26 protein-coding genes and 1 pseudogene are annotated in these 25,479 nt (G+C 71.9%); 15 read left to right on the forward strand and 12 right to left on the reverse strand.

Translation table 11 applies throughout. From position 1 onward, the window contains the following. The first annotated feature begins 54 nt into the window (after positions 1-54). Both ACZ4MF_RS03195 and ACZ4MF_RS03200 read left to right on the forward strand, forming a co-directional pair. Positions 55-996 carry a 5-dehydro-4-deoxyglucarate dehydratase gene (locus ACZ4MF_RS03195; protein ID WP_467489259.1) on the forward strand — a complete coding sequence of 314 codons (942 nt, stop codon included), beginning with the start codon at positions 55-57 and terminating at the stop codon, positions 994-996. Beyond that, positions 993-2,174, forward strand: coding sequence for a hypothetical protein (locus ACZ4MF_RS03200; RefSeq protein WP_467489261.1), 1,182 nt, complete (start codon positions 993-995; stop codon positions 2,172-2,174). Before ACZ4MF_RS03195 ends, ACZ4MF_RS03200 begins: the two co-directional genes overlap by 4 nt. On the opposite strand, the gene ACZ4MF_RS03205 is transcribed toward ACZ4MF_RS03200, so the two are convergent. Continuing rightward, on the reverse strand, positions 2,093-3,343 hold the full coding sequence (locus ACZ4MF_RS03205; RefSeq protein WP_467489263.1) for an MFS transporter: 1,251 nt from the start codon (positions 3,341-3,343) through the stop codon (positions 2,093-2,095). The two genes, ACZ4MF_RS03200 and ACZ4MF_RS03205, sit on opposite strands and share 82 nt — an antisense overlap. Before the next feature lie 168 nt (positions 3,344-3,511). On the opposite strand from ACZ4MF_RS03205, the gene ACZ4MF_RS03210 reads away from it, so the two are divergent. From ACZ4MF_RS03210 to ACZ4MF_RS03235, 6 genes and pseudogenes are all read left to right on the forward strand, one after another. Continuing rightward, entirely contained in the window at positions 3,512-4,102 is a 591-nt protein-coding gene (locus ACZ4MF_RS03210; protein ID WP_467489265.1) for a TIGR03086 family metal-binding protein, read from the forward strand. Positions 4,103-4,164: 62 nt separating this feature from the next. After that, a complete protein-coding gene (locus ACZ4MF_RS03215) occupies positions 4,165-4,917 on the forward strand; it encodes an MBL fold metallo-hydrolase (protein ID WP_467489267.1) in 753 nt (250 codons plus the stop codon). 152 nt (positions 4,918-5,069) lie between these two features. Further along, positions 5,070-5,735 carry a GntR family transcriptional regulator gene (locus ACZ4MF_RS03220; protein WP_467489269.1) on the forward strand — a complete coding sequence of 222 codons (666 nt, stop codon included), beginning with the start codon at positions 5,070-5,072 and terminating at the stop codon, positions 5,733-5,735. Further along, on the forward strand, positions 5,732-6,643 hold the full coding sequence (locus ACZ4MF_RS03225) for a dihydrodipicolinate synthase family protein (protein WP_467489271.1): 912 nt from the start codon (positions 5,732-5,734) through the stop codon (positions 6,641-6,643). Before ACZ4MF_RS03220 ends, ACZ4MF_RS03225 begins: the two co-directional genes overlap by 4 nt. Further along, positions 6,631-8,373 carry an L-arabinonate dehydratase gene (araD, locus tag ACZ4MF_RS03230; RefSeq protein ID WP_467489272.1) on the forward strand — a complete coding sequence of 581 codons (1,743 nt, stop codon included), beginning with the start codon at positions 6,631-6,633 and terminating at the stop codon, positions 8,371-8,373. The genes ACZ4MF_RS03225 and araD overlap by 13 nt, the downstream gene beginning before the upstream one ends. A gap of 98 nt (positions 8,374-8,471) precedes the next feature. After that, positions 8,472-8,855, forward strand: a pseudogene (locus ACZ4MF_RS03235) (carbohydrate ABC transporter permease); the annotation flags it as partial. A gap of 138 nt (positions 8,856-8,993) precedes the next feature. Here ACZ4MF_RS03235 and ACZ4MF_RS03240 read toward each other — a convergent pair. Together ACZ4MF_RS03240 and ACZ4MF_RS03245 are read right to left on the reverse strand one after the other, a co-directional pair. Continuing rightward, complete coding sequence (locus tag ACZ4MF_RS03240) at positions 8,994-9,470, reverse strand: hypothetical protein (RefSeq protein ID WP_467489274.1); 477 nt, start codon at positions 9,468-9,470, stop codon at positions 8,994-8,996. Between the two features lie 30 nt (positions 9,471-9,500). Beyond that, the gene (locus ACZ4MF_RS03245; protein WP_467489276.1) at positions 9,501-9,860 is read right to left on the reverse strand and encodes a hypothetical protein; all 360 of its coding nucleotides are present in this window, start codon (positions 9,858-9,860) and stop codon (positions 9,501-9,503) included. Between the two features lie 110 nt (positions 9,861-9,970). Here ACZ4MF_RS03245 and ACZ4MF_RS03250 point away from each other — a divergent pair, with 110 nt between their 5' ends. Then, positions 9,971-10,768, forward strand: coding sequence for an HAD family acid phosphatase (locus tag ACZ4MF_RS03250; protein WP_467489278.1), 798 nt, complete (start codon positions 9,971-9,973; stop codon positions 10,766-10,768). A gap of 31 nt (positions 10,769-10,799) precedes the next feature. On the opposite strand, the gene ACZ4MF_RS03255 is transcribed toward ACZ4MF_RS03250, so the two are convergent. Together ACZ4MF_RS03255 and ACZ4MF_RS03260 are read right to left on the reverse strand one after the other, a co-directional pair. Then, positions 10,800-11,639 (reverse strand): hypothetical protein, encoded by an 840-nt coding sequence (locus tag ACZ4MF_RS03255; RefSeq protein ID WP_467489280.1) that lies wholly within the window; start codon positions 11,637-11,639, stop codon positions 10,800-10,802. Then, positions 11,636-12,205, reverse strand: coding sequence for a SigE family RNA polymerase sigma factor (locus tag ACZ4MF_RS03260; RefSeq protein WP_467489282.1), 570 nt, complete (start codon positions 12,203-12,205; stop codon positions 11,636-11,638). Before ACZ4MF_RS03260 ends, ACZ4MF_RS03255 begins: the two co-directional genes overlap by 4 nt. A 169-nt stretch (positions 12,206-12,374) precedes the next feature. On the opposite strand from ACZ4MF_RS03260, the gene ACZ4MF_RS03265 reads away from it, so the two are divergent. Beyond that, a complete protein-coding gene (locus ACZ4MF_RS03265) occupies positions 12,375-13,772 on the forward strand; it encodes an NCS2 family permease (protein ID WP_467489284.1) in 1,398 nt (465 codons plus the stop codon). Positions 13,773-13,790: 18 nt separating this feature from the next. Here the strand turns inward: ACZ4MF_RS03265 and ACZ4MF_RS03270 are convergent, their stop codons facing one another. Continuing rightward, entirely contained in the window at positions 13,791-15,245 is a 1,455-nt protein-coding gene (locus ACZ4MF_RS03270) for a penicillin-binding transpeptidase domain-containing protein (protein ID WP_467489286.1), read from the reverse strand. Between the two features lie 95 nt (positions 15,246-15,340). After that, entirely contained in the window at positions 15,341-16,114 is a 774-nt protein-coding gene (locus ACZ4MF_RS03275) for an IclR family transcriptional regulator (protein ID WP_356030993.1), read from the reverse strand. 173 nt (positions 16,115-16,287) lie between these two features. Here ACZ4MF_RS03275 and ACZ4MF_RS03280 point away from each other — a divergent pair, with 173 nt between their 5' ends. The 5 genes from ACZ4MF_RS03280 (at position 16,288) to ACZ4MF_RS03300 (ending at position 20,986) form a co-directional block, all read left to right on the forward strand. Then, entirely contained in the window at positions 16,288-17,817 is a 1,530-nt protein-coding gene (locus ACZ4MF_RS03280) for an aldehyde dehydrogenase (NADP(+)) (protein ID WP_467489288.1), read from the forward strand. Between the two features lie 47 nt (positions 17,818-17,864). Beyond that, positions 17,865-18,473, forward strand: coding sequence for a DUF1349 domain-containing protein (locus tag ACZ4MF_RS03285; protein ID WP_467489290.1), 609 nt, complete (start codon positions 17,865-17,867; stop codon positions 18,471-18,473). 63 nt (positions 18,474-18,536) lie between these two features. Then, positions 18,537-19,040, forward strand: a complete 504-nt coding sequence (locus tag ACZ4MF_RS03290; protein WP_467489292.1) for a GNAT family N-acetyltransferase — start codon at positions 18,537-18,539, stop codon at positions 19,038-19,040. Between the two features lie 78 nt (positions 19,041-19,118). Further along, positions 19,119-19,838 (forward strand): DsbA family oxidoreductase, encoded by a 720-nt coding sequence (locus tag ACZ4MF_RS03295; protein ID WP_467489294.1) that lies wholly within the window; start codon positions 19,119-19,121, stop codon positions 19,836-19,838. Between the two features lie 95 nt (positions 19,839-19,933). Next, positions 19,934-20,986 (forward strand): aminotransferase class V-fold PLP-dependent enzyme, encoded by a 1,053-nt coding sequence (locus ACZ4MF_RS03300; protein WP_467489296.1) that lies wholly within the window; start codon positions 19,934-19,936, stop codon positions 20,984-20,986. Between the two features lie 92 nt (positions 20,987-21,078). On the opposite strand, the gene thpD is transcribed toward ACZ4MF_RS03300, so the two are convergent. The 5 genes from thpD to ACZ4MF_RS03325 form a co-directional block, all read right to left on the reverse strand. Next, positions 21,079-21,966: an ectoine hydroxylase gene (thpD, locus tag ACZ4MF_RS03305; protein ID WP_467489298.1), complete on the reverse strand. Its 888-nt coding sequence runs from the start codon at positions 21,964-21,966 to the stop codon at positions 21,079-21,081. Positions 21,967-21,971: 5 nt separating this feature from the next. Continuing rightward, positions 21,972-22,376, reverse strand: coding sequence for an ectoine synthase (locus tag ACZ4MF_RS03310; RefSeq protein WP_362818925.1), 405 nt, complete (start codon positions 22,374-22,376; stop codon positions 21,972-21,974). 40 nt (positions 22,377-22,416) lie between these two features. Continuing rightward, positions 22,417-23,688: a diaminobutyrate--2-oxoglutarate transaminase gene (ectB, locus tag ACZ4MF_RS03315; protein ID WP_467489300.1), complete on the reverse strand. Its 1,272-nt coding sequence runs from the start codon at positions 23,686-23,688 to the stop codon at positions 22,417-22,419. Positions 23,689-23,743: 55 nt separating this feature from the next. Next, positions 23,744-24,262, reverse strand: coding sequence for a diaminobutyrate acetyltransferase (gene ectA, locus ACZ4MF_RS03320; RefSeq protein ID WP_467489302.1), 519 nt, complete (start codon positions 24,260-24,262; stop codon positions 23,744-23,746). Between the two features lie 266 nt (positions 24,263-24,528). Further along, positions 24,529-25,065: a DinB family protein gene (locus ACZ4MF_RS03325; RefSeq protein WP_356031002.1), complete on the reverse strand. Its 537-nt coding sequence runs from the start codon at positions 25,063-25,065 to the stop codon at positions 24,529-24,531. Positions 25,066-25,479 lie beyond the last annotated feature (414 nt).

The raw sequence follows: 25,479 nt of genomic DNA on the forward strand, positions 1-25,479 counted from the left end.
AGAAATGTAGACGTAAATCAGAAACGTGCACCGGTGTTTCTCAAGGGAGAGCTCGTGACGCCAGCCCCTCTCACCGAACGGCTCAGCGACCCGAGCGGGCCGCTCTTCTTCCCCGTCACGGCCTACGGCCCGGGCGGTGCCCTCGACCTCGACGTCTACCGCACCCATGTACGCCGCGGCGTCGAGGCCGGCGGTGCCGCCGTGTTCGCCTGCTGCGGCACCGGAGAGTTCCACGCGCTGCTGCCGGAGGAGTTCCGGGACTGCGTCCGGGCGGCCGTCGAGGCAGCAGAGGGGCGCGTGCCGGTGGTCGCGGGCGCCGGGTACGGCACCGCGCTCGCCGTCCGCTACGCGCGCCTGGCCGAGGAGGCGGGCGCCGACGGCCTGCTCGCCATGCCGCCGTACCTCGTCAGGGCCGGCCAGGAGGGCCTGCTGCGGCACTACCGCGAGGTCGCCGCCGCCACGGCCCTGCCGGTCATCGTCTACCAGCGCGACAACGCCGTCTTCACCCCGCCCACGGTGGTCGCACTCGCCCGCACCGACGGGATCATCGGCCTCAAGGACGGCCTCGGCGACCTCGACCTCGTCCAGCGCATCGTCAGCGCCGTGCGCACCGAGGCCCGCGGCGACTTCCTCTACTTCAACGGCCTGCCCACCGCCGAGCAGACCCAGCTCGCGTACCGCGCGCTCGGCATCACCCTGTACTCCTCGGCCGTCTTCTGCTTCGCCCCCGAGATCGCCCGCGCCTTCCACCGCGCCCTCGCACAGGGCGACACGGCGACCGTGCGGCGCCTCCTGGACGGCTTCTACCGCCCGTTCGTGGAACTGCGCGCCCAGGGCCACGGCTACGCCGTCTCCCTCGTCAAGGCGGGCGTACGACTGCGCGGCCTGGACGTCGGCGAGGTCCGGCCCCCGCTGCACGAACCGTCGGAGGACCACGTCAAGCAGCTCGCCCAGCTGATCGAGCGCGGGTACGCACTGCTGGAGGAGGGCCGGTGAAGGCGTCGGCGTTCGTCTACCCCTGGGACGTCAACGGCGACCCCGCGGCCCCCGCGCGCGTGGCCGGGCTCGGGGTGGAGCAGGTGACCCTCGCCGCCGCCTACCACTCCACCCGCGCCCTGACCCCCCGCCACCCCCGCCACCGCATCGTCACCGCCGAGTACGCGGCCGCCCTCTACCCGCCCGGCGACCGCTGGGCGGGTAGAGGCCTGCGCCCCTACCCCGCCGGCCGCTGGGCTCCGGGCGACGCCTACGGCGAGGCGGCACGGGCCCTGGCCGCGGCCGGGCTGGAGGTGCACACCTGGGTCGTGCTCGCGCACAACTCCCGCCTGGGCGCCGAGCATCCGGACACCTCGGTCGTCAACGCCTACGGCGACCGCTACCCCTGGGCGCCCTGCATCGCCCAGCCCGCCACGCGCGCGTACCTGGTCGACCTCGCCGCCGAGGCCGCCGTACGCCCCGGCGCGCACGGCACCGAGCTGGAGTCCCTCGGCTGGTACGGGCTCCAGCATCTGCACGCCCACGACAAGACCGGCGGGGTCGGCCTCGGCGAGGCCGGGCAGTACCTGATGGCCCTGTGCTTCTGCCCGGCCTGCCGCGACGGGTACGGCGAACAGGGCCTCGACCCCGACCGGTTGGCGGCATCCGTGCGCGACGCCCTGGAGCCGCTGTGGCGGGGCACGGCGGACGACGAGGGCTGGCCGACCGTCGTCAAGCTGCTCGGCGAGGAACCGGCCGCCCGCACGCGCGCGTGGCGCGAGGAGACCGCCGGCAGCCTCCAGGAGGAGGCCGTCGCCGCCGTCCGCGCCGGCGCTCCGGCCGGCTTCCGGATCCTGCTGCACGCCGACCCGGTCTCCCACCACTGCGGCGCCAACGCCGGCGTCGACCCCGCGCGCGTGTTCGCCGTCGCCGACGGCGTCGTCGTGCCGTGCACCGGCGGCACCGGCCTGCTGGCGCCCTTCGCCGCACACGCCCGCGAGCGGACGGTGATCGCCGCCAACCTCACCGTGGTGTCCGGGATGGGCGGCAGCCCCGGCACCCTCGCGCAGGACGCGGCACGCGCGCGTGCGCAGGGCGCGACGGAACTGCGGCTGTATCACGCCGGGTTGGCGTCGGACGGCGACCTCGACGCGGTACGGGAGGCGCTGTCCGCGCTGTCCGGGCCGGCCGCGCGCTGAGCCGTCGTGGCCGCCGTCAGCAGCAGCGCGAGGCCGTAGAGGGGCAACAGCAGCGCGGGGGAGGCCAGTTCGACCAGGCCGGCGCCGACGCCCAGCCCGATCACGTTGGGTGTGAAGACGAGGGTGTTGGCGGTGGCCGTCGCCCGGCCCAGCAGCGGGCCGGGCGTCTCCCGCTGGACGGCGGTGAACACCGCGACGAGCACACAGGGCAGCGCCAGTCCGGTCGCCGCGGCGGACACGAGGGCCACCGCGTCCGACGGCACCGCCCGCGCGGCCACCGCGACCGCGTTCAGCGCGATGCCCGCCGCCGCGAGCCGGCGTCCGCCGAGGCGCCGCAGCGCGGCCCCCGCCACGAGCCCGGCCGCCACCGAACCCGCGCCCTGGACGGCGTACAGCACGCCCGTGTAGGCGGGGGAGCGGCCGAGCCGGTCCACGACGGCGTACACCGTCGTGGCGCTCAGCGAGCCGAGCAGCATCGTCGTACCGCCGGCCGCGACCAGCGGACGCAGCGCTGGGTGCCCCCACAGGTGCCGCGCCCCGTCGGCGGTCTCCCGCCACCAGCCCTGCCCGGACCGTACGGGCCGCTCCTCGCGCACCCGCAGCAGGGCGACCAGACCGGCGCAGACCACGAAGGTGGCCGCGTCCAGACAGGCGACCGCCGGACCGCCGAAGGCCGCGTACAGGCCCGCCCCGGTCAGCGGGGCGACCAGCTTCATGCCCTCCGTGACGGTCATCCGCAGCCCGTTGAAATCGCCGAGGAGGTCCTCGTCGACGGCGGCGGTCACCAGCCCCGCCACGGCGGCCTCGGCGACGACCGCCACCGTGCCGTACAGCAGCAGCACGGTGAACAGCAGCCACAGCCCGCCGGGGGAGCGGACGGCGAAGAGCGTGAGGAGGACGGCGGCGAGTCCCAGGTCCATGCGGACCAGCAGGGGCCCCCGGCGCACCCGGTCGGCGACGGTGCCGAGCGCCGGGCCCGCGAGGCAGGGTGCCCACATGGCGAGCATGCACAGGGCGGCCAGCCCGTCGGACCCGGTGAGGTCCTTGACCCACACACCCGAGGCCAGCCACAGCGAGGAGGTGCCGAAGGCGGACACCGTCAGGGCGGTGAGATACAGCCCCGCGTTGCGGTCCCGCAGGACGCGCGGGAGGGTCCAGGAAGTCGTCATGCCTGGTCATCGTGGAGCTAAGGGGGGTCGGCGGGGATCGGTGAGGTGCCCTATTTCCCTCGCGGACGCGAACGGGAACGGCCGGGACCGATGAGTTTCCCCGCGCCGGCCGGTCTGTCCTTCGTACGGGGAGTGCAGATATCGCGACCCTGAAGGAGTGAGGCAGACATGACCACGTTCGACCTCGGACCCCAGACCAGAGCCGTGGCGCGGCTCGCCGAGTCCGTGACCGACGAGCAGCTGGCCGGCCCGACCCCCTGCCCGGATCTGGCGGTGCGCAACCTGCTGGGCCACCTGCTGGGACTGTCCGTGGCCTTCCGTGACGCGGCGCGCAAGGACCTCGGCCCCACGACCGACACCAACCCGAACGCCGCCGTCCCGGACATCGGCCCCGGCTGGCGCGAGGAACTGCCCAAGGCGCTGGACGAGCTGGCCGACGCCTGGCGCGACCCGGCCGCATGGACCGGGGACACCCGGGCCGGTGGCGTGGACCTGCCGGCGGCGGTCGCGGGCGCGGTCGTCGCCGACGAACTGGTCGTCCACGGGTGGGACCTGGCGCGCGCCACGGGCCAGGACTACGCCCCCGACGCGGCCGCGCTGGGCTCGGCGCTCACGTTCCTGCGTGCCGCCGCGAATGATCCGAACCGCGGGAACGGGCTGTTCGGGCCGGTGGTCGAGGTGCCGGAGTCCGCGACGCTGCTGGACCGGACGATCGGGCTGAGCGGCCGGGATCCCGGGTGGCGGCCGGTGCCGGCCTGACAGCACGCAGGAGGGCCCGAGTTGCCGCGTGTCCGGTTCGCCCGGCGCCGTACTCTCGTCCCATGCCCCTCACCCTCACCGTCCTCGGCACCGCCTCCCCGCACCCCGGGCCCGACCGGCCGTGCTCGGGGTACCTGCTGGCCGGTGGAGGCGCCGAGGTGTGGGTGGATGCGGGGCCCGGGTCGTTCGCGGAATTGCAGCGGCACACGGATCCGGCGCGGCTGACCGCGATCTGGATCTCCCATCTGCACGCCGACCACAGCGCCGATCTGCTCGCCGCCGCCTACGCCTTCGCCTTCGGCGGGGCGACCCCGCACGCGCCGATCCCCGTGTACGCCCCGCGGGACTGCGCCCAGAGGCTGGCCGGCTTCCTCGGGCGGGCGGACGTCGACTTCCTCAAGGGCGTCCTCGACTTCCGCGCCCTGTACGACGGCCACGACGTCCGGCACTGGAACCTGCGGCTGACCGCCCGAGCCGTCGCCCACGACACCGAGGCGTACGGACTGCGCGCCGAGTGCCAGGGCAGTGTCCTCGCGTACTCCGGGGACAGCGGGCCGTGCGCCGCACTCGGTGAACTCGCCTCCCGCGCCGACCTGTTCCTGTGCGAGGCCGACATCGACGTCCATCGCGAAGGCGAACAGGTGCACCTCACGCCGGAGGACGCCGGGCGCATCGCCCGGGAGGCGCGGGTGCGCGAGCTGCTCGTCACCCACGTCGGTCCCACGCTCACCCGCGAGGCGGCCACCGCACGCGCCGCCGCGGTCGCGGGCCGGCCCACCCGTGCCGCCGTCGAGGGCGACACCCGCACCTGCTGAGGCGCCCCGGCCCGAAACCCCGACGTCCTCCGAGGCCCCCCGGGCTTCCTTTGTCAGAAGCATTGACGAAACGCGGGCCCCCTCCTACCTTCAACGCGTCGTACTTCGTACGTCATATACGAGACGCGATATGTGAGATCCGAGAGGGCCGCATGACCTCTGTGCCCACCCCGATCCCGTCCCGCACGCAGTACGTGCTGGACGCGGTCAAACACCGCATCCTCACCGGACAGTTGACGCCCGGTCAGGCTCTGGTCGAGACGGAGCTGGCCGCGCAGTTCGGGGTGTCCAAGACCCCGGTGCGCGAGGCGCTGAAGACCCTCGCCGGGACCGGCCTGGTCGTGATGAGCCAGTACAAGGGCGTCACGGTGCGCATGGTGGACGCGGACATGGCACGCGAGGTCTACGACGTACGGCTCCTGCTGGAGCCCGAGGCACTGCGCAGGGCCGTCCGGCGTGGCGCCCGTCTCGACGCCGCGCGCGACGCGCTGGCCCGTGCCGACGGCGCCACCGACACCGCCGAACGCTCCCTGGCCAACCGGGAGTTCCACCGCGCGCTCTACCTGCCGTGCGGCAACCCGCTGCTCGGCCGGATGCTCGACGAGGTCCGCGACCAGGCCGCCCTCGTCTCCGCCGTCGCCTGGGCCACCGACCCCTCCTGGGAGCGGGAGGCCGCCGAGCACCGGGAGATCCTGCGGCTCGCGCTCGCCGGCGACGCCGACGCGGCCGCCGGCGCCCTGCACGCCCACATCGCGTCCTTCGTCCAGCGCGCGTTCCCCTCGGACGGCGACCCCCACCCAGCGGAAGGCCATGCATGAGCAGCGTGACGTTCGAGAGCAGGCGGGCGGCCCTGGCCGACGTGGTGGCCATCCCGGTGACCCCGTTCGCCGCGGACGGCTCCGTCGACACCGGCGCCCACCGGGCCCTGCTGCGCCGCCTGCTCGACGGCGGGATCACGACCCTCACCCCGAACGGCAACACCGGCGAGTTCTACGCCCTCGCCCCCGAAGAACGCCGCCTGGTCGCCGAGTTGACCGTCGAGGAGGCCGGGGAGCGCGCGGCGATCCTCGTCGGCGTCGGACACGACCTGCCCACCGCCATCGCCGCCGCCCGGCACGCGCGCGACCTCGGCGCCGGGATGGTCATGGTCCACCAGCCCGTGCACCCCTACGTCTCGGCGGCCGGCTGGGTCGACTACCACCGTGCCATCGCCGAGTCCGTGCCCGAGCTGGGCGTGGTGCCGTACCTGCGCAACACCCAGCTGCCCGGCGCCCGGCTCGCCGAACTCGCCGACCACTGCCCGAACGTCATCGGCGTGAAGTACGCCGTACCGGACGCCGCCCGCTTCGCCGCCTTCGCGCGCGACGCCGGCCTCGACCGCTTCGTCTGGGTCGCCGGACTCGCCGAGCCGTACGCCCCCTCCTACTTCTCGGCGGGCGCCACCGGCTTCACCTCCGGCCTCGTGAACGTCGCCCCGGCCGTCTCGCTGAACATGCTCGAAGCGCTGCGATCCGGCGACCACCCGGCCGCCATGAAGGTCTGGGAGCAGATCCGCCGCTTCGAGGAACTGCGCGCCGCCCACGGCTCGGCCAACAACGTCACCGTCGTCAAGGAGGCCCTCGCCTCGCTCGGCCTGTGCCGCCGCGACGTGCGCCCGCCGAGCCGGCCGCTGCCCGAGGACGAGCGTGCCGAGGTCGCCGCCATCGCCGCCGGATGGCCGATATGAGCGCCCCGCGCAAGCGCCCCGAGGACCTGAGAAGCCACCAGTGGTACGGCACCGACGGCCTGCGCTCCTTCAGCCACCGGGCCCGCACCCGCCAGCTCGGCTACCTCCCCGAGGAGCACCTCGGCAAGCCGGTCATCGCGATCCTCAACACCTGGTCCGACATCAACCCGTGCCATGTGCACCTGCGCGACCGTGCGCAGGCCGTGAAGCGGGGGGTGTGGCAGGCCGGGGGCTTCCCGCTCGAATTCCCGGTCTCCACGCTCAGCGAGACCTTCCAGAAGCCGACCCCGATGCTCTACCGCAACCTCCTCGCGATGGAGACCGAGGAGCTGCTGCGCTCCTACCCCGTCGACGGCGCGGTCCTCATGGGCGGCTGCGACAAGTCGACGCCCGCCCTGCTCATGGGCGCGGCGAGCGTCGACCTCCCGGCCGTCTTCGTCCCGGCCGGGCCCATGCTCCCCGGCCACTGGCGCGGCGAGGTCCTCGGCTCCGGCACCGACATGTGGAAGTACTGGGACGACAAGCGGGCCGGCCTCATCGGCGACTGCGAGATGGCCGAGCTGGAGAGCGGCCTGGCCCGCTCGCCCGGCCACTGCATGACCATGGGCACCGCGTCCACGCTGACGGCCGCCGCCGAGGCCCTCGGCGTGACCGTGCCGGGCGCGTCCAGCATTCCGGCGGTGGACTCGGGGCACGACCGGATGGCGGCGCGGGCGGGCCTGACCGCCGTCGAACTCGTCCACCGGGACCGCCGGTTGAGCCACCTCCTCACCCGGGACGCCTTCGAGGACGCCGTCACCACCGTCCTCGGGCTCGGCGGCTCCACCAACGCCGTGATCCATCTGATCGCCATGGCCGGCCGGGCGGGCGTACGGCTCACCCTGGGCGACTTCGACCGGATCGCCCGCACGGTGCCCGTCCTGGCCAACGTCCGCCCCGGCGGCCGGACCTACCTCATGGAGGACTTCCACTTCGCCGGCGGTCTGCCCGGCTTCCTCTCCCGGATCCCGGACCTGCTCCACCTCGACCGGCCGACGGTCGCGTACGACACCCTGCGCGAGCAGCTCGACGGCGCCCGGGTGCACCACGACGACGTCATCCGGACCCGCGACAACCCGGTCGCGAGCGAGGGCGGGGTCGCCGTGCTGCGCGGCAACCTCTGCCCGGACGGCGCGGTCATCAAGCACATCGCCGCCGAGCCCCACCTGCTCAAGCACACCGGCCCGGCGGTCGTCTTCGACGACTACCGGACCATGCAGCGCACCATCAACGACCCCGCGCTCGGCATCACCGCCGACAGCGTGCTGGTGCTGCGGGGCTCGGGCCCCAAGGGCGGTCCGGGCATGCCCGAGTACGGCATGCTGCCCATCCCGGACCACCTGCTGAAGCGGGGCGTGCGCGACATGGTCCGGATCTCCGACGCCCGGATGAGCGGCACGAGTTACGGCGCCTGCGTGCTGCACGTGGCCCCGGAGTCGTACGTCGGCGGACCGCTGGCGCTGGTGCGCACCGGCGACCTCATCACCCTCGACGTCGCGGCACGCACCCTCCGACTCGACGTGGACGACGAGGAGTTGGCGCGCCGCCGGGCGCAGTGGACACCGCCGCCCGTGCGCCACGAGCGCGGATACGGCGCGCTCTACGCCGAGCAGATCACCCAGGCGGACACCGGCTGCGACTTCGAGTTCCTCGCGCGGCCGGGCACGGTGCGGGAACCGTACGCGGGCTGAGCCCGGCCCCGTTCACGCCTTTCCGCGGCCGAGATCTCGAACAATGATCGGAAAGTGCTTACTCAGAACGGAGAACAGTCAGGGCCCAAGCCGCAGCCGTGGCGAAACCGCCCGCGCCACCCCGGCGGCGCCGTGCCTCCGCGCCCCCGCGCAGGCTGCCGTACCTGCTGATCGCCCCGGCGGCCCTGCTGATGCCGGGCTTCATCGCCTACCCGGTGCTCAGCGTCTTCTGCTGCAGCCTGCAGAACTACAACCCCACCAAGCCCTGGCGGAACGGCTTCGCGGGCCTCGGCAACTTCACCCAGGCCTTCGCCCGCGACCCCCAGTTCTGGGACACGCTGACCTTCAGCGCCGAGTGGGTCGTGGTGGACGTCGGGTTGCAGCCGCTGTTCGGACTCGCGCTCGCGCTCATCGTCAACCAGACCTTCGTCGGGCGCTCGCTCGGCCGCGCCCTGGTCTTCTCCCCGTGGGCCGTCTCCGGCACGACAGGTGGATCATCATGCCCTGATCCGGAACACGGCCGCCCGAGTCGGCCGTGCCGAGGTCCCCGGTGACGACCATGTCCCCCAGGTCGAAGCCGGTGGCCTCCCCCTGCCCGGGCCGCACACTGCACCGCACGGTCACCGGGCCCAGCCCGTGTCGCCGCCCCACACCGCCTCCAGATCGTCGCACCGCACCATGACGGTCGCGGCGGTCAACTCGATCTCGTGGACGCAGCCGCCGTTCTCGTCGGGAAGCACCTCGTCCAGGAGCACCGTGTCGACCGCCATCCAGTCGATGGCACGGCGGTAGTCGACGGCGAAGTGCCGCACCCCCGAGTAGCTGATGCGCAGCCCGGAATCGTGCTTCCACCGGTTGGGCGCGAACTCCAGCACCAGCCCCCCGCTCCTGTCGGTCGCGAGCCGCACCCCGGCCAGCTCCAGGTCCTTCACACAGCGGGTGGCACCGGGAATGTCGTAGTGCCCGGGATCGGACACGAAGGCCCAGGCGCCGGGCGGCAACTCGCCTTGCAGGCCCGGCAGTTCATCGAGATAGGCACGGGGGTCGAGGAAGAACCCGTGCTGTTCCCCGTGCACGTCGACGAATTTCACGCTCACGATCCTCCCCCCTCCGCCGGACCGTTCGGGTCACAGCACCGTGACCCGAGCGGGATCCGGCAGGTCCGTCGGAGCGGTGTCGCCGTACCACGCGTACTCCAGGGCCGAGAGCCGTCCGTCGCTCACCCAGACGGGCAACTCGCCCACCACGTCGCCGGAATCGTCGCGGACCGTGCCCGTCAGCGGGAGGAGGCCGTCCGCGAGCGGGGCCGTCGGCACCCGCGACGGCACGGTCAGGTCCAGGCTCGGCGACTCGGCACCCCAAGGGCCCTCGACGGTCACCTCCGTGACCTGGGACCGGAGTTGGCGCGCGCCGGGGAAGTCCGCCGCGAGGAGTGCGGCGAGGACCTGTCGGTGTCCGAGTCCGGCAGGAGGAGGGTGGCGTGTCATGGGACCGCGATCGTATCGATCGGGTAACACCGCTCGCCCAGCAGGGTGTGATGCGCGTAGACAGTCCGTGACCTGGTACATCACTCTCAACAACCGGATCCGGAGTTTTCATGCGGAAGTCCCACAGAGTCGCCGCCGTCGGTGCCGCCTGCGCCATCGCCGGTGCCGCGCTGTACGGCGCGGGTGCGGCCGGTGCCCGGCAGTCGACCGCCGACTCGACCCACGAGCCCTACAACATCGGGCAGTTGGTGAAGGACATCGACACCTACTACGGCACCACCGCCGACAGCAACGGTGTCTACCAGGCGTCGCCCGACAGCCCGTACGCCAAGGACCTGGCGCGGATCGACGCCGACGCCAGGGCCTACATCGACAGGGCCGCCCGCACGGCGCACCGGCACGGCGAGAAGCCGGCCGTCATGTTCGACATCGACGACACGCTGCTGCTCAGCCTGGACTACGAGAAGCGGTACAACTACACGTACAACTCCACCACGTGGAACGACTACGTGAACCGCGCCGACCGACCGGCCGTCTTCGGCAGCCCCGAACTGGTCCGCTACGCGCAGTCCAAGGGCGTCGAGGTCTTCTACAACTCCGGTCTCACCGAGGCCCAGCGCACCGCCGCCGTCGCCAACCTGAAGAAGGTCGGCGCCGATGTGAACCTCGACGCCGACCACATGTTCCTCAAGAACGCCGCCAACCCGCCGGCGTACCTGAGCGGTTGCGCCACGCAGGGCAGCTGGAAGTGCACGACCGTGCAGTACAAGTCCGGCACCCGCCGGCACATCGAGGACGACCTCGGCTACGAGATCATCGCCAACTTCGGCGACCAGTACTCGGACCTGGACGGCGGCTTCGCCGACCGGACGTACAAGCTGCCGAACCCGACGTACTTCGTCTCCTGACGGCCGTACCGCGTCGTTCCTGGGGGCGCGGTCAGCCGTGCTTCGCGAAGTCGCCCTTCACCGCATAGCCGGTGCCGTCCGCGGTGCCCGTGATGGTGTAGCCGTCGTCCTTCGCGTCCCGGCCGCCGCGCCCGTGGTCGTACTGTCCCGCGAACACCCACTCGCCCGCCGGGACCGTACGCCCCTCCTTGAGGGTCCAGGTGTAGACGAGGAAGCCGCCCCGCTCCTCGACCGTCTGTGTGAAGTCCGCCTCCGGCAGGGAGCGCCAGGCGCCCGTGGAGGACACTCCACCGGTCTGGGCGACCTTCAACTCGACGGTGAGCGAGCTCAGTTGCTTCGACGTCCGCAGGGTCAGATCGCTCTGTGCCCAGAAGTCGTTGCCGTGCGGGTCGACCGAGCCGTCCGACCACAGGGGGCCCTGCTGCTCGCTGTGGGCCACGGGCGGCCGCGCGGAGGCGTCCGGCGTGCGGGACGGGGAGGAGCCCGGCGCGCGCGTCGCGTGGGTGGCGCCCGCGCCGGGCGCCGGGTTCGTGGTGCCCGCCGACGGGTGAGCGGTCGTCGCGTGCGGCGTCGGCGTCGGGGTCGGCGAGACCGCGACCGTCTGTCGCGCGGGAGACCTGTCCTGCACGGCGGACGCCACCGCGTACCCGCCGACCGCCAGCACGCTCGCGACCGCCGCGGTGGCCCCGACCACCCGGGCCCAGCCCCAGGCCGGCGGGCGGGTGGCCCGGTGGTCGGGGCGGGGGGAGTCGGCGGGCGCGGCCATGCCGCGCTCCACGCGGGCCAGGATGCGCGCACGGTCCGGCTCGTGGGCCCCGGCCGCCTCGTGCAGCCGGGCGCGCAGCTCGTCGTGCACGTCCTGCTGCCTCATCGGTTCCTTCCTCCGCTCTCGCCGGTGCGGGCGGCCATCGCCGCGTGCAGCCGCCGCGGATCGCCCCGGGGGCCGAGCAGCCGTTGCAGCTCGGCCATGCCCTTGGACGTCTGGCTCTTCACCGTACCCACCGACACCCCGAGTGCGAGGGCCGTGTCCTTCTCCGAGAGGTCGAACGCGTGCCGCAGCACCACGCACGCCCGTTTGCGGAACGGCAGTCCGCGCAGCGCCTCCCGCACGTCCACCACACCGGCCACGTCCGGGTCCTCGGTCCGCTCCTCGCGGTGCGACCAGAACAGCGCGATCCGGCGCCGCTCGCGCACGGCGCTGCGGATCCGGGTGCGGGCCAGGTTGGCGACCACGCCGCGCGCGTACGCCACCGGGTGGTCGGCGGCGCGCACCCGGTCCCAGCGGTGCCACAGCGCCAGCAGCGCGTCCGCCGCGAGATCGTCCGCGGCGTCGGAGTCGCCGGTCAACAGGTAGGCCAGACGGGAGAGTTCGGCGTGGTGCCGTTCGAAGAAGGCATGGAACTCCACCGAGGCGGCGTCGTCGACGACTGTGCCCACGGGTGACCTCTTCTCGGTGCGGCTCTCGGGGTGACTGTACGGGGTGTCGGACAACGTATGGTCCACCGAACCAGATTCCGTAACACAGGGAAAACCTGAAACAGGTTGAACAGGGGAACAATCCAGCCAGCATCCGCAAGCCGATCACCAGGTCACGAGGAGTGGCACGATGTCAGTGGACCGGTATTTCCGGATCTCCGAGCGGGGATCCACGTTCGGCCGGGAGATACGCGGCGGCTTCGCCACGTTCTTCACCATGGCCTACATCCTTGTCCTGAATCCGATCATCCTGGGAAGCGCCAAGGACAAGTACGGTCACACGCTCGACACCGGCCAACTCGTCACCGCCACCGCGCTGGTGGCGTGTGTGATGACGATCATCATGGGCGTCGGCGGCAACCTGCCGCTCGCGATCGCCGCCGGCCTAGGCCTGAACGCCGTCGTCGCCTTCCAGCTCGCCCCGCTGATGAGCTGGCCCGACGCGATGGGCCTCGTCGTCCTGGAAGGCCTGATCATCTGCCTCCTGGTCCTCACCGGGCTCCGGGAAGCGATCATGAACGCGATCCCGCACCAGCTGAAGCAGGCCATCGGCGTCGGCATCGGCCTGTTCATCGCGTTCATCGGCTTCGTCGACGCCGGGTTCGTCAGCCGCATCCCGGACGCCGCGAACACCACCGTGCCCGTGCAGCTCGGCGCCGTCGGACGCCTCACCGGCTGGCCCGTGCTGGTCTTCTGCCTCGGTGTGCTGCTGACCATCGCCCTGCTCGCCCGCAAGGTGAAGGGCGCGATCCTCATCAGCATCGTGACGATGACCGTCGTCGCGATCGTCATCGACTCCGTCGCCGGCATCAAGAGCTGGGGCCTGACCACGCCCAAGGTCCCGGACAGGATCGTCGCCGCGCCGGACTTCGGACTCATCGGTCACTTCAGCCTGTTCGGCGGCTTCGCCAAGGCCGGCGTGCTCACCGCCGTCCTGCTCGTCTTCACCCTGATCCTGTCGGACTTCTTCGACGCCATGGGCACGATCGTCGGCATCAGCGCCGAGGCCGGGCTGCTGGACGAGCGAGGCCAGGTGCCCGGCATCGGCCGCGTGCTGTTCATCGACGGCGCCGCCGCCGTCGCGGGCGGTCTCGGCTCCGCCTCCTCCAACACCGCCTACATCGAGTCGGCGGCCGGCGTCGGCGAGGGCGCCCGCACCGGCCTCGCCAACCTCGTCACCGGCGGCCTCTTCGGCCTCGCCCTCTTCCTCTCCCCGCTGCTCACCATCGTCCCGCTCCAGGCGGCGGCGCCCGCGCTGATCGCGGTGGGCTTCCTGATGATGACCCACGTCAAGCACATCGACTGGGACCGGTACGAGATCGCGATCCCGGCGTTCCTCACGATCGCCGCGATGCCGTTCACCTACTCCATCACCGACGGCATCGGAGCCGGCTTCCTGGCCTACGTGCTCATCAAGACGGTGCTGGGGAAGGCGAAGGAGGTCAACTGGCTGCTGTGGGGGGTCTCGGCGCTGTTCCTCGTGTACTTCGCCATCGATCCCGTGGAGCAGATCCTCGGGGTGAAGTGAGGGGTGAGGCGAGGCGGCCTACGTCAGCGCCGCCCGCATCATCGCCTTCGCCACCGGCGCCGCCAGGCCGTTGCCGCTGACTTCCGACCTCGCCGCGTCCGACTGCTCGACCAGCACCGCGACGGCGACTTCCTTGCCGCTGCTGCCGGACCTGCCGAAGGACGTGAACCAGGCGTACGGCGTCTTGCTGTTGTTCGGGCCGTGCTGGGCGGTGCCGGTCTTGCCGCCGACGGTGACGCCGTCGATCAGGGCGTTCGTGCCGGTGCCGTCCTTGACCACCGTCTCCATCGCCGACTGGAGCTGCTCGGCGGTGGAGGAGCTGACGATCTCCTTGGTCCCGGCGTCGGAGTCGTAGTCCTTCACCACATTGCCGCCGCTGTCGGTGATCTGGGACACCATGTGCGGCGAGACCAGCTTGCCGCCGTTGGCTATGGCCGCGGACACCATGGCCATCTGGAGCGGGGTCGCCGTGACGTCGAACTGGCCGATGCCGGACAGTCCGGTCTGCGCCTTGTCCATGTGCGACGGGTAGACGCTGGCGTAGGCCCGCACCGGCACATCGAGCTTGTCGTCGTTGAAGCCGAACTTCTCGGCCATGGCCCTCACCTTGTCCTGCCCGAGGTCGACGGCCATCTTGCCGAAGACGTTGTTGCAGGAGTACTGCAGGGCGACCCGGATGGAGGCGTTCTCGCACGGGGCCGACGGGTTCTCGTTCGCCAGCGGCCGCACCGTGCCCGGCAGGGTGTACGGGTTGGGGCCGGCGGTGTGTTCGTCCACGTTCTTGTAGAGCCCGGCCTCCAGCGCCGCCGCCGCCACGACCAGCTTGAACGTCGAACCCGGCGGCAGCGGCTGGCGCAGCGCCCGGTTGGTCAGCGGCTTGTTCTTGTCCGCGTTGAGCTGCTTCCAGGCGGCACCGGCCGTGTTGGCGTCGGTCAGCGAGGAGGGGTCGTACGACGGCGTCGACACCGCCGCGAGGATCTTGCCGGTCTTCGGGTCGATCGCGACGGCCGCGCCCTTCGTGTCACCGAGGGCCTGGTAGGCGGCCTTCTGGACGGCCGGGTCGATCGTGGTGAGCACGTTGCCCGGGTCGGCGCGCTCGCCGGTGAGCGTGCTCAGCGCGGTCTTCAGCCTGGGGTCCGTGCCGTTGAGCAGGTCCTGGTAGATGCCCTCCAGTTGGGTGGGGGCGTAGGCCTGCGAGGCGTAGCCCGTCACCGCGGCGTAGAGCTTGCCGTCCGTGTACGTCCGCTTGTAAGCGAGATCGCTCCCTGTCGTCCGCGTCGAGCCGGTGATCGCGTTTCCGGCCACGATGATGTTCCCGAGCGGCCGCGAGTACGTCTCGATCGCGCCCCGTCGGTTGTCGTTGTCGTCCGCGAGTGCCTTGCCGTCGTAGAACTGCACCCATGTCGCCCTGACCAGCAGAGCGAGTACGAGCAGCATCGTGAAGACGGACGCCCGCCTGATCGTCTTGTTCATCCCGCTCAGGAGGACGAGGGAGAAGGGGCCGATCGTTCCCGTTCGCCCGATTTCTCATCGAACGCTCAGGAACACCGGCCCCGCACGGCGTCCGGTCAGAGCCTGCGCGTCGCGAGCGTCAGCCGGTCGCGGGCGTCGAACAGCGCGTCCTTGATCATCTGCTCGTGGGCGGGGGTGAGCCGGGCCACCGGCACCGAGCAGCTGATCGCGTCCCGGGCCGGGGTGCGGTACGGGATCGCCACGCCGAAGCAGCGCAGGCCGAGCGTGTTCTCCTCGCGGTCGACCGCGAAGCCCTGCTCCCGCACCTGGTGCAGCTCCTCGATGAGCCTCTCGCGGTCGGTGATCGTGTGCTCGGTCAGCGCCGGGAGGGTCTCCGGCAGGAGTTTGCGTACCTGCTCGTCGGCATACGTGGCGAGGATCGCCTTGCCGAGCGAGGTGGAGTGCGCGGGCAGTCGGCGGCCGACCCGGGTGAAGGGGCGCAGATAGTGCTGGGACTGGCGGGTGGCCAGATAGACGACGTTCGTGCCGTCGAGGCGCGCCAGGTGGATCGTCTCCGTGGTGTCGTCCGACAGCCGGTCCAGCGTCGGGCGGGCCGCGGCCACCACCTCGTCGCCGTCGATGTACGACGTGCCGACCAGCAGCGCCCGTACCCCGATGCCGTACCGCGTGCCCGTCGCGTCCGTCTCCACCCAGCCCAGCTCCACGAGGGTGCGCAGCAGCATGTACAGGCTGGACTTGGGGTATCCCACGGCCTCCTGGACCGCCGCGAGGGAGTGCATGCCAGGGCGGCCGGCGAAGTACTCCAGCAGCTCAACGGTCCGTACCGCGGACTTGACCTGCGCCCCGCCCCCTGCGTCGCCTGCCGTCATCGCCCTTGACCCCTTCGTTCGACGAGACCTGGATGTCCCGGGCCCTGGATATTCAGGACCCGGGATATGTAGTCTCCGAGCAGTGAATTCATCATCAGAGACAGTGTTCAGTATATCGAACGCGGCTGATGGGTGACCCAGTTAAGCGCAGTCTCGTCTGGAGAGGACCCGCGGTGGCAGCAGCACCAGTCTGGAGTGTCGACCCGCGCACCGGGAAGCAGCGTGAACAGGTTGCGGTGGAGGCCACAGCCCAGGAGGTGGACGCCGCGGTCCGGGCGGCACACGCCGCGCGCGGCGCCCTCGCCGACCGCGCGGTCCGCGCCGCCTTCCTGCGCTCCGCCGCCGACGGTCTGGACGCGGCCAGGGACGGCCTCGTCGAGACCGCCGACGCCGAGACCGCGCTCGGCCCGGTCCGGCTCACCGGCGAACTCGCCCGCACCAGCTACCAGTTGCGGGCCTTCGCCGGCATCGTCGACGAGGGCGCCTTCCTCGACGTCGTCATCGACCACCCCGACGACACCGCCACCCCGCCCGTCCCGGACCTGCGCCGCTACAAGGTGCCGCTCGGCGTCGTCGCGGTCTACTCGGCCTCCAACTTCCCCTTCGCCTTCTCCGTCGCCGGCGGCGACACCGCGAGCGCGCTCGCCGCGGGCTGCCCGGTCGTCGTCAAGGCCCACCCCGACCACCCGGCCCTGTCCGAGCTGGTCGCCAAGGTGCTGCGCCGGGCCGCCGCCGCACACGGCATCCCCGAAGGCGTCGTCGGCCTCGTGCACGGCTTCGAGGCGGGCATCGAGCTGATCAGGCACCCGCAGGTCGCGGCCGCGGGCTTCACCGGTTCCGTACGGGGCGGGCGGGCGCTCTTCGACGCCGCCGCCGCGCGCCCGGTGCCGATCCCGTTCCACGGCGAACTCGGCTCGCTCAACCCGGTCCTCGTGACCGAGGCGGCCGTCGCCGAGCGCGCCGAGGCGATCGGCACCGGGCTCGCCGGCTCCATGACCCTCGGGGCCGGGCAGTTCTGCGTCAAGCCCGGCCTGGTGCTCGTACCGTCCGGTGCGGCGGGGGACCGGCTGGTCAAGTCCCTCACCGACGCGGTCAGCGACACCGACGCGGGGGTCCTGCTCGACCACCGCATGCGGGACAACTTCGTCGCCGGGGTCGAGGAGCGGGCCCGCCTCGCGGACGTCGACTCGCCCGTCACACCCGGCGCGGGCGGCGAGCACACGGTCAGCGCGGGGTTCCTCACGGTGCCGGCGGCGAAGCTGACCGAGGAGGGCGCCTACGACCTGCTGCTGGAGGAGTGCTTCGGGCCGGTCTCGGTCGTGGCCCGCTACGCCGACGAGGCCGAGGCGAGCGCCGTGCTCTCGCGGCTGCCGGGCAACCTGACCGCCACGGTCCAGGTGTCCGCGGAGGAGGCCGCCGGGCAGGGCCGGGGACCGGAGCTGCTCGCCTCGCTGACCCCGCTGGCCGGGCGCGTGGTCGTGAACGCGTGGCCGACGGGTGTCGCCGTGGCGCCGGCCCAGCACCACGGCGGGCCGTACCCGGCCACGACCTCCACGTCCACGTCCGTGGGCGGTACGGCCATCGAGCGCTGGCTGCGCCCGGTGGCCTACCAGAACGCGCCCACCGCACTGCTGCCCGCCGAGCTGAAGGACGAGAACCCGCTGGGACTTCCCCGGCGGTTCAACGGGGCCCTGGAGCGGTAGGCGGGAAGACCCGGGCCGGCCCGGAAGTCCCCTGACACAATCGGACGATGGACGTGGAACTCCCCGAACTCCCCTTCCCCCTGCGCACCTACGGCCCCGAAGGACACTGGTCCTACGAGGACGGCGTGCTGACCGGCTGGGCCGGGCCCCGGCAGGACCGGTTCGTCCCGCCCACCGGCGCGGCCCTCGACCCCGCCGCCGACGCGCCTCGGCTGCTGGGGGCACCCGAGGGGGACTTCCAGCTGATCGCCCGGGTGACCGTGGGGTTCCGGGCGGCCTTCGACGCCGGCGTGCTGTACGTGCACGTCGGCGAACGGGCCTGGGCCAAGCTGTGCCTGGAGTACTCCCCGGACGTGACCACCGTCTGCACGGTGGTCACCCGGGGACACTCCGACGACTGCAACTCCTTCACGGTGGACGGCAGTTCGGTCTGGCTGCGGATCAGCCGCACCGGCCGGGCCTTCGCCTTCCACGCCGCCCGGGACGGCGAGAGCTGGATATTCGTCCGGCTCTTCACCCTGGGCGACGAGAAGGAGAGCGGCGACGCCCTGGTCGGGTTCATGACGCAGTCGCCGATGGGGCAGGGGTGTGTGGTGACGTACGACCACATCGAGGTCAGACCGAGCTGGCCCCAGGACCTGAGGGACGGGAGTTAGCGGACACCTCCGGCGTGCCGGCGGGTACGGAACCGCACCGCGGGGGAGCGCGTCCTCAACGGCATGATCAGTGACCGAGTGACGGGCGCCCGCGTGATCCGCACCGCCCTGCCCGCCGAGGCCGAGGTGATCGCCGCACTGCATCACCGGGCGCGCTCGACGTACTACCCGGACGGCCTCCCGGACGACGGCATCGACTGGACCGCCGCCTGGCGCGGCGCCGTCGAACGGCCCGACGGGCAGGTGCTGTGCGTCGTCGACCAGGGTGCCATCACCGCCATCGCCTCCTTCCGGCCCCCGGCGGACGGCCCCGCCGACACGGTCAAGCTGTTCCAGTTCCACGTCGACCCCGACCGCTGGCGCTCCGGCATCGGCACCGACCTGCACGCGGCCTGCGTGGAGCAGTGGCGCGCCGACGGCAGGCGGAGCGCGGTCCTCGACGTGCACGTGGACAACCGGCGCGCCCAGGCCTTCTACGCCCGCCTCGGCTGGGTCCCCGATCCGGAGAACCCGCCGGCCGACGGCGACCACCACCTGTTCCTGCGCTTCTCCGTGCCCGGGGAATGAACCGGGCTGTTTGAACGTTCACGTACTGGACGCGGGGAGAGCCCTCGCGCCCGTACGACCCGGAGAAGAGCCGTGAGCATGCGCGTCGAGATCTGGACGGACATCGCCTGTCCGTGGTGCTACGTCGGAAAGGCACGGTTCGACAAGGCCCTCGCCGCCTTCCCGCACCGCGACGAGGTCGAGGTGGTGCACCGCTCCTTCGAGCTGGACCCGGGCCGCGCCAAGGGCGACGTCCAGCCGGTGATCACCATGCTCACCAGGAAGTACGGCATGAGCGAGGCGCAGGCCGAGGCCGGCGAGGACAACCTGGGCGCCCAGGCCGCCGCCGAGGGCCTGGACTACCGCACGCGCGGCCGCGACCACGGCAACACCTTCGACATGCACCGCCTGCTGCACTTCGCCGGGGAACAGGGCGTCCAGGACGAGCTGATCCAGATCCTGTACCGGGCGAACTTCGCCGAGGAGCGGTCCGTCTTCACCGAGGGCGACGAGCGCCTGGTCGAGCTGGCCGTGGAGGCGGGGCTGGACGCGGAGGCCGTCCGCGCCGTACTCGCCGACCCGGCCCGCTACGCCGACGAGGTCCGCGCCGACGAGCGCGAGGCCGCCCAGCTCGGCGCGAACGGCGTGCCGTTCTTCGTCCTCGACCGCACCTACGGCGTCTCCGGCGCCCAGCCCGCCGAGGTCTTCGCCCAGGCCCTCAGCCAGGCCTGGGGCGAGCGGTCCCCGCTGAAGCTGGTGGACCAGGGCGGGGCGCAGGCCTGCGGGCCGGACGGGTGCGCCGTACCGCAGCAGGACTGAAACCGCAGGTCGAGGCGGACGTATAAGGCTTCCTAAGCGAATCCACGTACATTTTCGCAATGGACGGGGGATGCCCTGCCCCGCACAGTAGGGGCATGGAGACCTTCGAGAGCCTCGTCCGTGCCGAGTTCAGCCCGAAGAACACCTTTCTGAACACCGCGAGCAGCGGCCTGCTGCCCGCCCGTACCGTCGCCGCCCTGCACGAGGCGGTGGCGATCAGGGCGGCGGGCCGGCCGCTGGACCCGCTGTTCGAGGACGTGGAGCTGGCCCGCGCCGCGTTCGCCCGGCTCGCCGGGGTGCCGGTGGCCCGGGTGGCGGCCGGTGCGTCGGTCGCCTCCCAGACCGGGCTGGTCGCCGCCTCGCTGCCCGCCGGCGCCGAGGTCCTCACCGCCGAGAACGACTTCACCTCCGTGCTCAACCCCTTCTACACGCGCGGCGACCTCAAGGTCCGTGCCGTACCGCTGGAGCGGCTCGCCGAGTCCGTGCGGCCCGGCACCGCGCTCGTCGCGGTCAGCGCCGCCCAGTCCGCCGACGGACGGATCGCCGACCTGCCCGCCCTGCGCGAGGCGGCCCGGGCGCACGGCACGCGCACCTACGTCGACTTCTCCCAGGCCGCGGGCTGGCTGCCGATGGCGGCCGGGGCCTACGACTTCACCGTCTCCACGACCTTCAAGTGGCTGCTCGGCCCGCACGGCGCCGCCTTCCTCGTCGTCCCCGAGGACTTCGGGGGCCTCGCCCCGCTGCTGGCGGGCTGGGTCGCGGCCGAGGAACCCTGGGACAGCTGCTACGGCCCGGTGGCCGAACTCGCCCACTCGGCACGGCGGTTCGACGTCAGCCCCGCCCTGTTCACCTACACCGGCGTGCGCCACTCCCTCGCCCTGATCGAGGAGCTGGGCGTGGCCGCCGTGCAGGCCCACGACCTGGCCCTCGCCGACCGGTTCCGGGCCGGACTCGCCTCGCTCGGCCACGCGCCCCTGCCCGCCCCCGGCTCGGCGATCGTCTCCGTCCCCGGACTGGGCGGGCGGCAGGGCGAGTTGAGCCGCGCGGGCATCGAGGTGTCCGACCGGGCCGGCAACCTGCGGGCCTCGTTCCACCTCTACAATACGCCCGCGGACGTGGACCGGCTGCTGGACGTGCTGGCCGGCTGACGGCGCCGGTGACATGACCGGGCCGGAGCCTCCCGTCCCACACAGGAGGCCCCGGCCCGGGGTTCGCAGGCGCACTCCGGTACGCCGGGGGGCTACTTCACCGGCGTGAAGTCCCTCGCCCCGATGAACTCCGGCCGCCGCACCGGTGCCGCGAAGGGCTCGACGGCCGCGTTGTCCACGCTGTTGAACACGATGAAGACGTTGCTGCGCGGGAACGGCGTGATGTTGTCGCCGGAGCCGTGCATGCAGTTGCAGTCGAACCAGGTCGCCGAACCGGCCCTGCCCGTGAAGAGCTTGATGCCGTACTCGCCCGCCATCTTCGTCAGCGCCTCGTCGGACGGCGTGCCCGCGTCCTGCATCTGGAGGGACTTCTTGTAGTTGTCCTTGGGCGTGGCGCCGGCGCAGCCCAGGAACGTGCGGTGCGAGCCCGGCATGATCATCAGGCCGCCGTTGGTGTCGTGGTTCTCGGTCAGCGCGATCGAGACGGACACCGTGCGCATGTTCGGCAGGCCGTCCTCGGCGTGCCAGGTCTCGAAGTCCGAGTGCCAGTAGAAGCCGCTCGCGCCGAAGCCCGGCTTGACGTTGATCCGGGACTGGTGGACGTACACGTCCGAGCCGAGGATCTGCCGGGCCCGGCCGACGACGCGCTCGTCGCGCACCAGGTTCGCGAACAGCTCGCTGATCCGGTGCACCTCGAAGACCGAGCGGATCTCCTGCGACGTCGGCTCGATGATCGAGCGCTCGTCGGCGCGGATCGCCGGGTCGGCGATCAGCCGGTCCAGCTCCTGCCGGTAGACCTCGACCTCGTCGGGGGTGATCAGCTGGTCGATCGCGAGGAAGCCGTCGCGCTCGTACGACTGGAGGTCGCCGGTCGCGATCGGACCGGGCGTGTCCGGGGAGCCCCAGACGACCGGGTCCTGCCGGGGGACGCTGACCTCGGTGGCTCCGCGGCTGGGGTACAGATCGGTCAGGGTGGTCATGTCTGTCACACCTCCTCGGGCTCCGTCAGGAGCGGGTAGACGCCGTTCTCGTCGTGGTCCTCCCGTCCGGTCACGGGCGGGTTGAACACGCAGAGGCAGTGGAAGTCCTCCTTGACCTTCAGCGTGTGCCGCTCGTGGCCGTCGAGGAGGTACATGGTGCCGGGCGTGATCGTGTACGACGTCCCGGTCTCGTGGTCGGTGAGTTCGGCCTCGCCCCGGGTGCAGACGACGGCCTCGATGTGGTTGGCGTACCACATCGACGTCTCCGTGCCGGCGTACAGGATGGTCTCGTGCAGGGAGAAGCCGACCCGCTCCTTGGCGAGGACGATCCGCTTGCTCTCCCAGGTGCCGGACTTCGCCTTCACGTGCCGGTCGGTGCCTTCGATGTCCTTGAACGATCGGACGATCACGGTGCTGTTCTTCCTCCTGGTTCGTGCGCTGACGCGCCGGTCAGACGGTTTCGCGGACGGCGCGGGCGAGGATCCGCAGGCCCTCGTCCAGCTCGTCCGGTGTGATGGTGAGCGCGGGCAGCAGCTTGACGACCTCGCCCTCGGGGCCGGACGTCTCGATGAGCAGCCCGAGTTCGAAGGCCCGCTTGGCGACCCGGCCGGCCCGCGCCTTGTCGTGGAACTCCATGCCCCACACCAGGCCGCGCCCGCGGTACTCCTTGACGTCGGCGAGGTTCTCCTCGGTGATCGAGATCAGCGCCTGCTCGACCTGCTCGCCCCGGGACCGGGTCTGCTTCTCCATCGCCGAGCCGTCGGCCCAGTACGTCTCCAGCGCCGCGGTCGCGGTGACGAACGCGGGGTTGTTGCCGCGGAAGGTGCCGTTGTGCTCACCGGGCTCCCACACGTCCAGCTCCGGCTTGAACAGGCACAGCGACATCGGCAGCCCGTAGCCGCTGATCGACTTGGAGACGGTGACGATGTCCGGGGTGATGCCCGCCTCCTCGAAGGAGAAGAAGGCGCCGGTGCGGCCGCAGCCCATCTGGATGTCGTCGACGATCAGCAGCATGTCCTGCCGCTCGCACAACTCCGCCAGCGCGCGCAGCCATTCGGGCCGGGCCACGTTGATGCCGCCCTCGCCCTGCACGGTCTCCACGATCACCGCGGCGGGCTTGTTGAGCCCGGAGCCCTGGTCCTCCAGCAGCCGCTCGAACCACAGGAAGTCCGGGACCTTGCCGTCGAAGTAGTTGTCGAACGGCATCGGGGTGCCGTGCACCAGCGGAATGCCGGCACCGGCCCGCTTGAAGGCGTTGCCGGTGACGGCGAGGGAGCCCAGGGACATCCCGTGGAAGGCGTTCGTGAACGACACGATCGCCTCCCGGCCCTTCACCTTGCGGGCCAGCTTCAGCGCCGACTCCACGGCGTTGGTGCCGGTCGGGCCCGGGAACATGACCTTGTACGGCAGGTCGCGCGGGCGCAGCACCAGATCCTGGAAGGCCTGGAGGAAGGACCGCTTGGCCGTGGTCGACATGTCCAGGCCGTGGGTGACCCCGTCCCGGTCCAGATAGTCGATCAGCGCCCGTTTGAGCACCGGGTTGTTGTGGCCGTAGTTGAGTGATCCGGCACCGGCGAAGAAGTCGAGGTACACATGGCCGTCCTCGTCGAACATCCGGCTGCCCTGTGCGCGGTCGAAGACCGTGGGCCAGCCGCGGCAGTAGCTGCGCACCTCGGACTCGAGGGTCTCGAAGACACTGAGGTCGGGCTGGGTGATGGTCACGGTGAATCGCTCCTCGGGAGGGGGCTCGGTGGGGGGCTCGGCGGGGGTACGGGGATCAGCGGGCGGTGACGCCGGTCAACGGGCTGATGCGGTACAGGACTTCGGGGTCGTGCGGGCCGTCCGGGAACAGCTCGGTGGGGAACAGCACCTCGCGTCCGAGGCGCGCACCGTGCCGCTCGGCGAACGACGTGAACAGCCGCTCGGAGGCCGTGTTGCCGGGGGTGATGGTGGTCTCCATCTCGGTGACACCGCGCTCGGCGGTCAGCCGGGCGGCCAGCCCGTCCAGCAGCGCGGCGGCGATGCCGAGACCCCGGTGGGCGGAGTCCACCGCCACCTGCCAGACGAGCAGGGTGTGCGGGCGGTCGGGCCGCACGTAGCCGGTGACGAAGCCGACCGGCGCCCCGCCCGCGCCGCGCGCCACCGCCGAGGTGCCGGCGAAGTCCCGGCACCACAGCAGATAGCTGTACGAGGAGTTCAGGTCGAGGGTTTTCGAGTCCTTGGCGAGACGCCAGAGCGCGGCTCCGTCGGTCACCGCCGGCTGGTCGATGAGCAGGTCTGCGGGTGCGGCAGTCATGCGGCACGAATTTAGCGAGGTGAATTAGGAAATGCACGACGGCCGTCGCTGGGCTGCACAGAGAGCTCGGCGTTTTGCCCGGATTGCCCCATGGCAAATCCGGGCAAATCTACCTCGGTGTGGAGTGTGTCACAGCCAAGAATCCGTCAAGTGGCCGTAGGAAACCTGTTGGAAAACTCCCCCGTTTAGCCTTGAAAAAAGCGGGCAGAAGAAGACGGGAAGCTGTCGTCCGGAAAATAGGCGGGAATTGTGAAAGTAAATTGAATTCAGGCGCCGGTGGTTCCGTCGATTCGTTCACGCAGAATGTCGGCGTGTCCGTTGTGCCGGGCGTACTCCTCGATGAGATGGATGAGCACCCAGCGCACACTGACCTCGGCGCCGGTCATCGGCCCGTCGGCGATCCGTCCGGTGTCCTCCAGGCTCCGCCCGGCGAGCAGCTCCCGCCCCCGCGCGATCTCCCGTCGCCAGACGCCCAGGGCCTCCTCCAGCCCGCGCCCGGGATCGAGCGCGTACCCCGCCCCCGCCTCGTCCCCGAACACCAGCGGCACGTCCAGCCCGCCCACCACCCGCTGGAACCAGTTCCGTTCTACCTCGGCGAGGTGCTGCACGAGCCCGAGGAGCGTCAGCGACGACGGCTCCGCCGGGGCGAGCCGGACCTGCTCGTCGTCCAGCCCGCGGCACTTCAGCTCCAGCGTGCCCCGGTGGAAGTCCAGCCAGCTTTCCAGCATGGGCAGTTCGGGCCCGGTCAGCAGGGGGACGGGCCGGCCGTCGGGAAGGGTCTGCGGTGCCTGAGGTGTGGTCATGGCGGCAGCATGCCAGGCGGGTACGACAACGCCCCGCACGCGGCACGCGGTCGCGCCGGACACGGCCTTCGGCCGGGCCTCCTGCCTCGCTCGGCGCGGCGGTGAGAGGCGGGCCGGGCGCTGGTGCCGTGGGGTGGCCGGGGCCGGGTTCGTGTGGGCGGTCCGGGGCCTCGGTGTGCTGGCGGTCGGCCGTGGGTGGTCGGTGTGGGTGGAGGGCTGGGGCGTGGAGGTGTCGGGGGTGCGGCGTGGCCGTCGGCCGTCGTGAGGGAGCTTCCGGCCGCGCGGCGGAGTGCCGTAGCGGCGGGGCTGCCGTTGCCGCGGGGTGGCCGGGGCCGGGTTCGTGTGGGCGGTCCGGGGCCTCGGTGTGCTGGCGGTCGGCCGTGGGTGGTCGGTGTGGGTGGAGGGCTGGGGCGT

The organism is Streptomyces sp. NPDC025793, assembly GCF_055558375.1.

Excerpts from the sequence above, each read along its gene's own strand:
- ACZ4MF_RS03205 (WP_467489263.1), bottom strand. The coding sequence starts at position 3,343 with ATGACGACTTCCTGGACCCTCCCGCGCGTCCTGCGGGACCGCAACGCG.
- ACZ4MF_RS03210 (WP_467489265.1), top strand. The coding sequence starts at position 3,512 with ATGACCACGTTCGACCTCGGACCCCAGACCAGAGCCGTGGCGCGGCTC.
- ACZ4MF_RS03215 (WP_467489267.1), top strand. The coding sequence starts at position 4,165 with ATGCCCCTCACCCTCACCGTCCTCGGCACCGCCTCCCCGCACCCCGGG.
- ACZ4MF_RS03220 (WP_467489269.1), top strand. The coding sequence starts at position 5,070 with ATGACCTCTGTGCCCACCCCGATCCCGTCCCGCACGCAGTACGTGCTG.
- ACZ4MF_RS03225 (WP_467489271.1), top strand. The coding sequence starts at position 5,732 with ATGAGCAGCGTGACGTTCGAGAGCAGGCGGGCGGCCCTGGCCGACGTG.
- araD (WP_467489272.1), top strand. The coding sequence starts at position 6,631 with ATGGCCGATATGAGCGCCCCGCGCAAGCGCCCCGAGGACCTGAGAAGC.
- ACZ4MF_RS03245 (WP_467489276.1), bottom strand. The coding sequence starts at position 9,860 with ATGACACGCCACCCTCCTCCTGCCGGACTCGGACACCGACAGGTCCTC.
- ACZ4MF_RS03250 (WP_467489278.1), top strand. The coding sequence starts at position 9,971 with ATGCGGAAGTCCCACAGAGTCGCCGCCGTCGGTGCCGCCTGCGCCATC.
- ACZ4MF_RS03255 (WP_467489280.1), bottom strand. The coding sequence starts at position 11,639 with ATGAGGCAGCAGGACGTGCACGACGAGCTGCGCGCCCGGCTGCACGAG.
- ACZ4MF_RS03265 (WP_467489284.1), top strand. The coding sequence starts at position 12,375 with ATGTCAGTGGACCGGTATTTCCGGATCTCCGAGCGGGGATCCACGTTC.
- ACZ4MF_RS03270 (WP_467489286.1), bottom strand. The coding sequence starts at position 15,245 with ATGAACAAGACGATCAGGCGGGCGTCCGTCTTCACGATGCTGCTCGTA.
- ACZ4MF_RS03275 (WP_356030993.1), bottom strand. The coding sequence starts at position 16,114 with ATGACGGCAGGCGACGCAGGGGGCGGGGCGCAGGTCAAGTCCGCGGTA.
- ACZ4MF_RS03285 (WP_467489290.1), top strand. The coding sequence starts at position 17,865 with ATGGACGTGGAACTCCCCGAACTCCCCTTCCCCCTGCGCACCTACGGC.
- ACZ4MF_RS03290 (WP_467489292.1), top strand. The coding sequence starts at position 18,537 with ATGATCAGTGACCGAGTGACGGGCGCCCGCGTGATCCGCACCGCCCTG.
- ACZ4MF_RS03295 (WP_467489294.1), top strand. The coding sequence starts at position 19,119 with ATGCGCGTCGAGATCTGGACGGACATCGCCTGTCCGTGGTGCTACGTC.
- ACZ4MF_RS03300 (WP_467489296.1), top strand. The coding sequence starts at position 19,934 with ATGGAGACCTTCGAGAGCCTCGTCCGTGCCGAGTTCAGCCCGAAGAAC.
- thpD (WP_467489298.1), bottom strand. The coding sequence starts at position 21,966 with ATGACCACCCTGACCGATCTGTACCCCAGCCGCGGAGCCACCGAGGTC.
- ectA (WP_467489302.1), bottom strand. The coding sequence starts at position 24,262 with ATGACTGCCGCACCCGCAGACCTGCTCATCGACCAGCCGGCGGTGACC.
- ACZ4MF_RS03325 (WP_356031002.1), bottom strand. The coding sequence starts at position 25,065 with ATGACCACACCTCAGGCACCGCAGACCCTTCCCGACGGCCGGCCCGTC.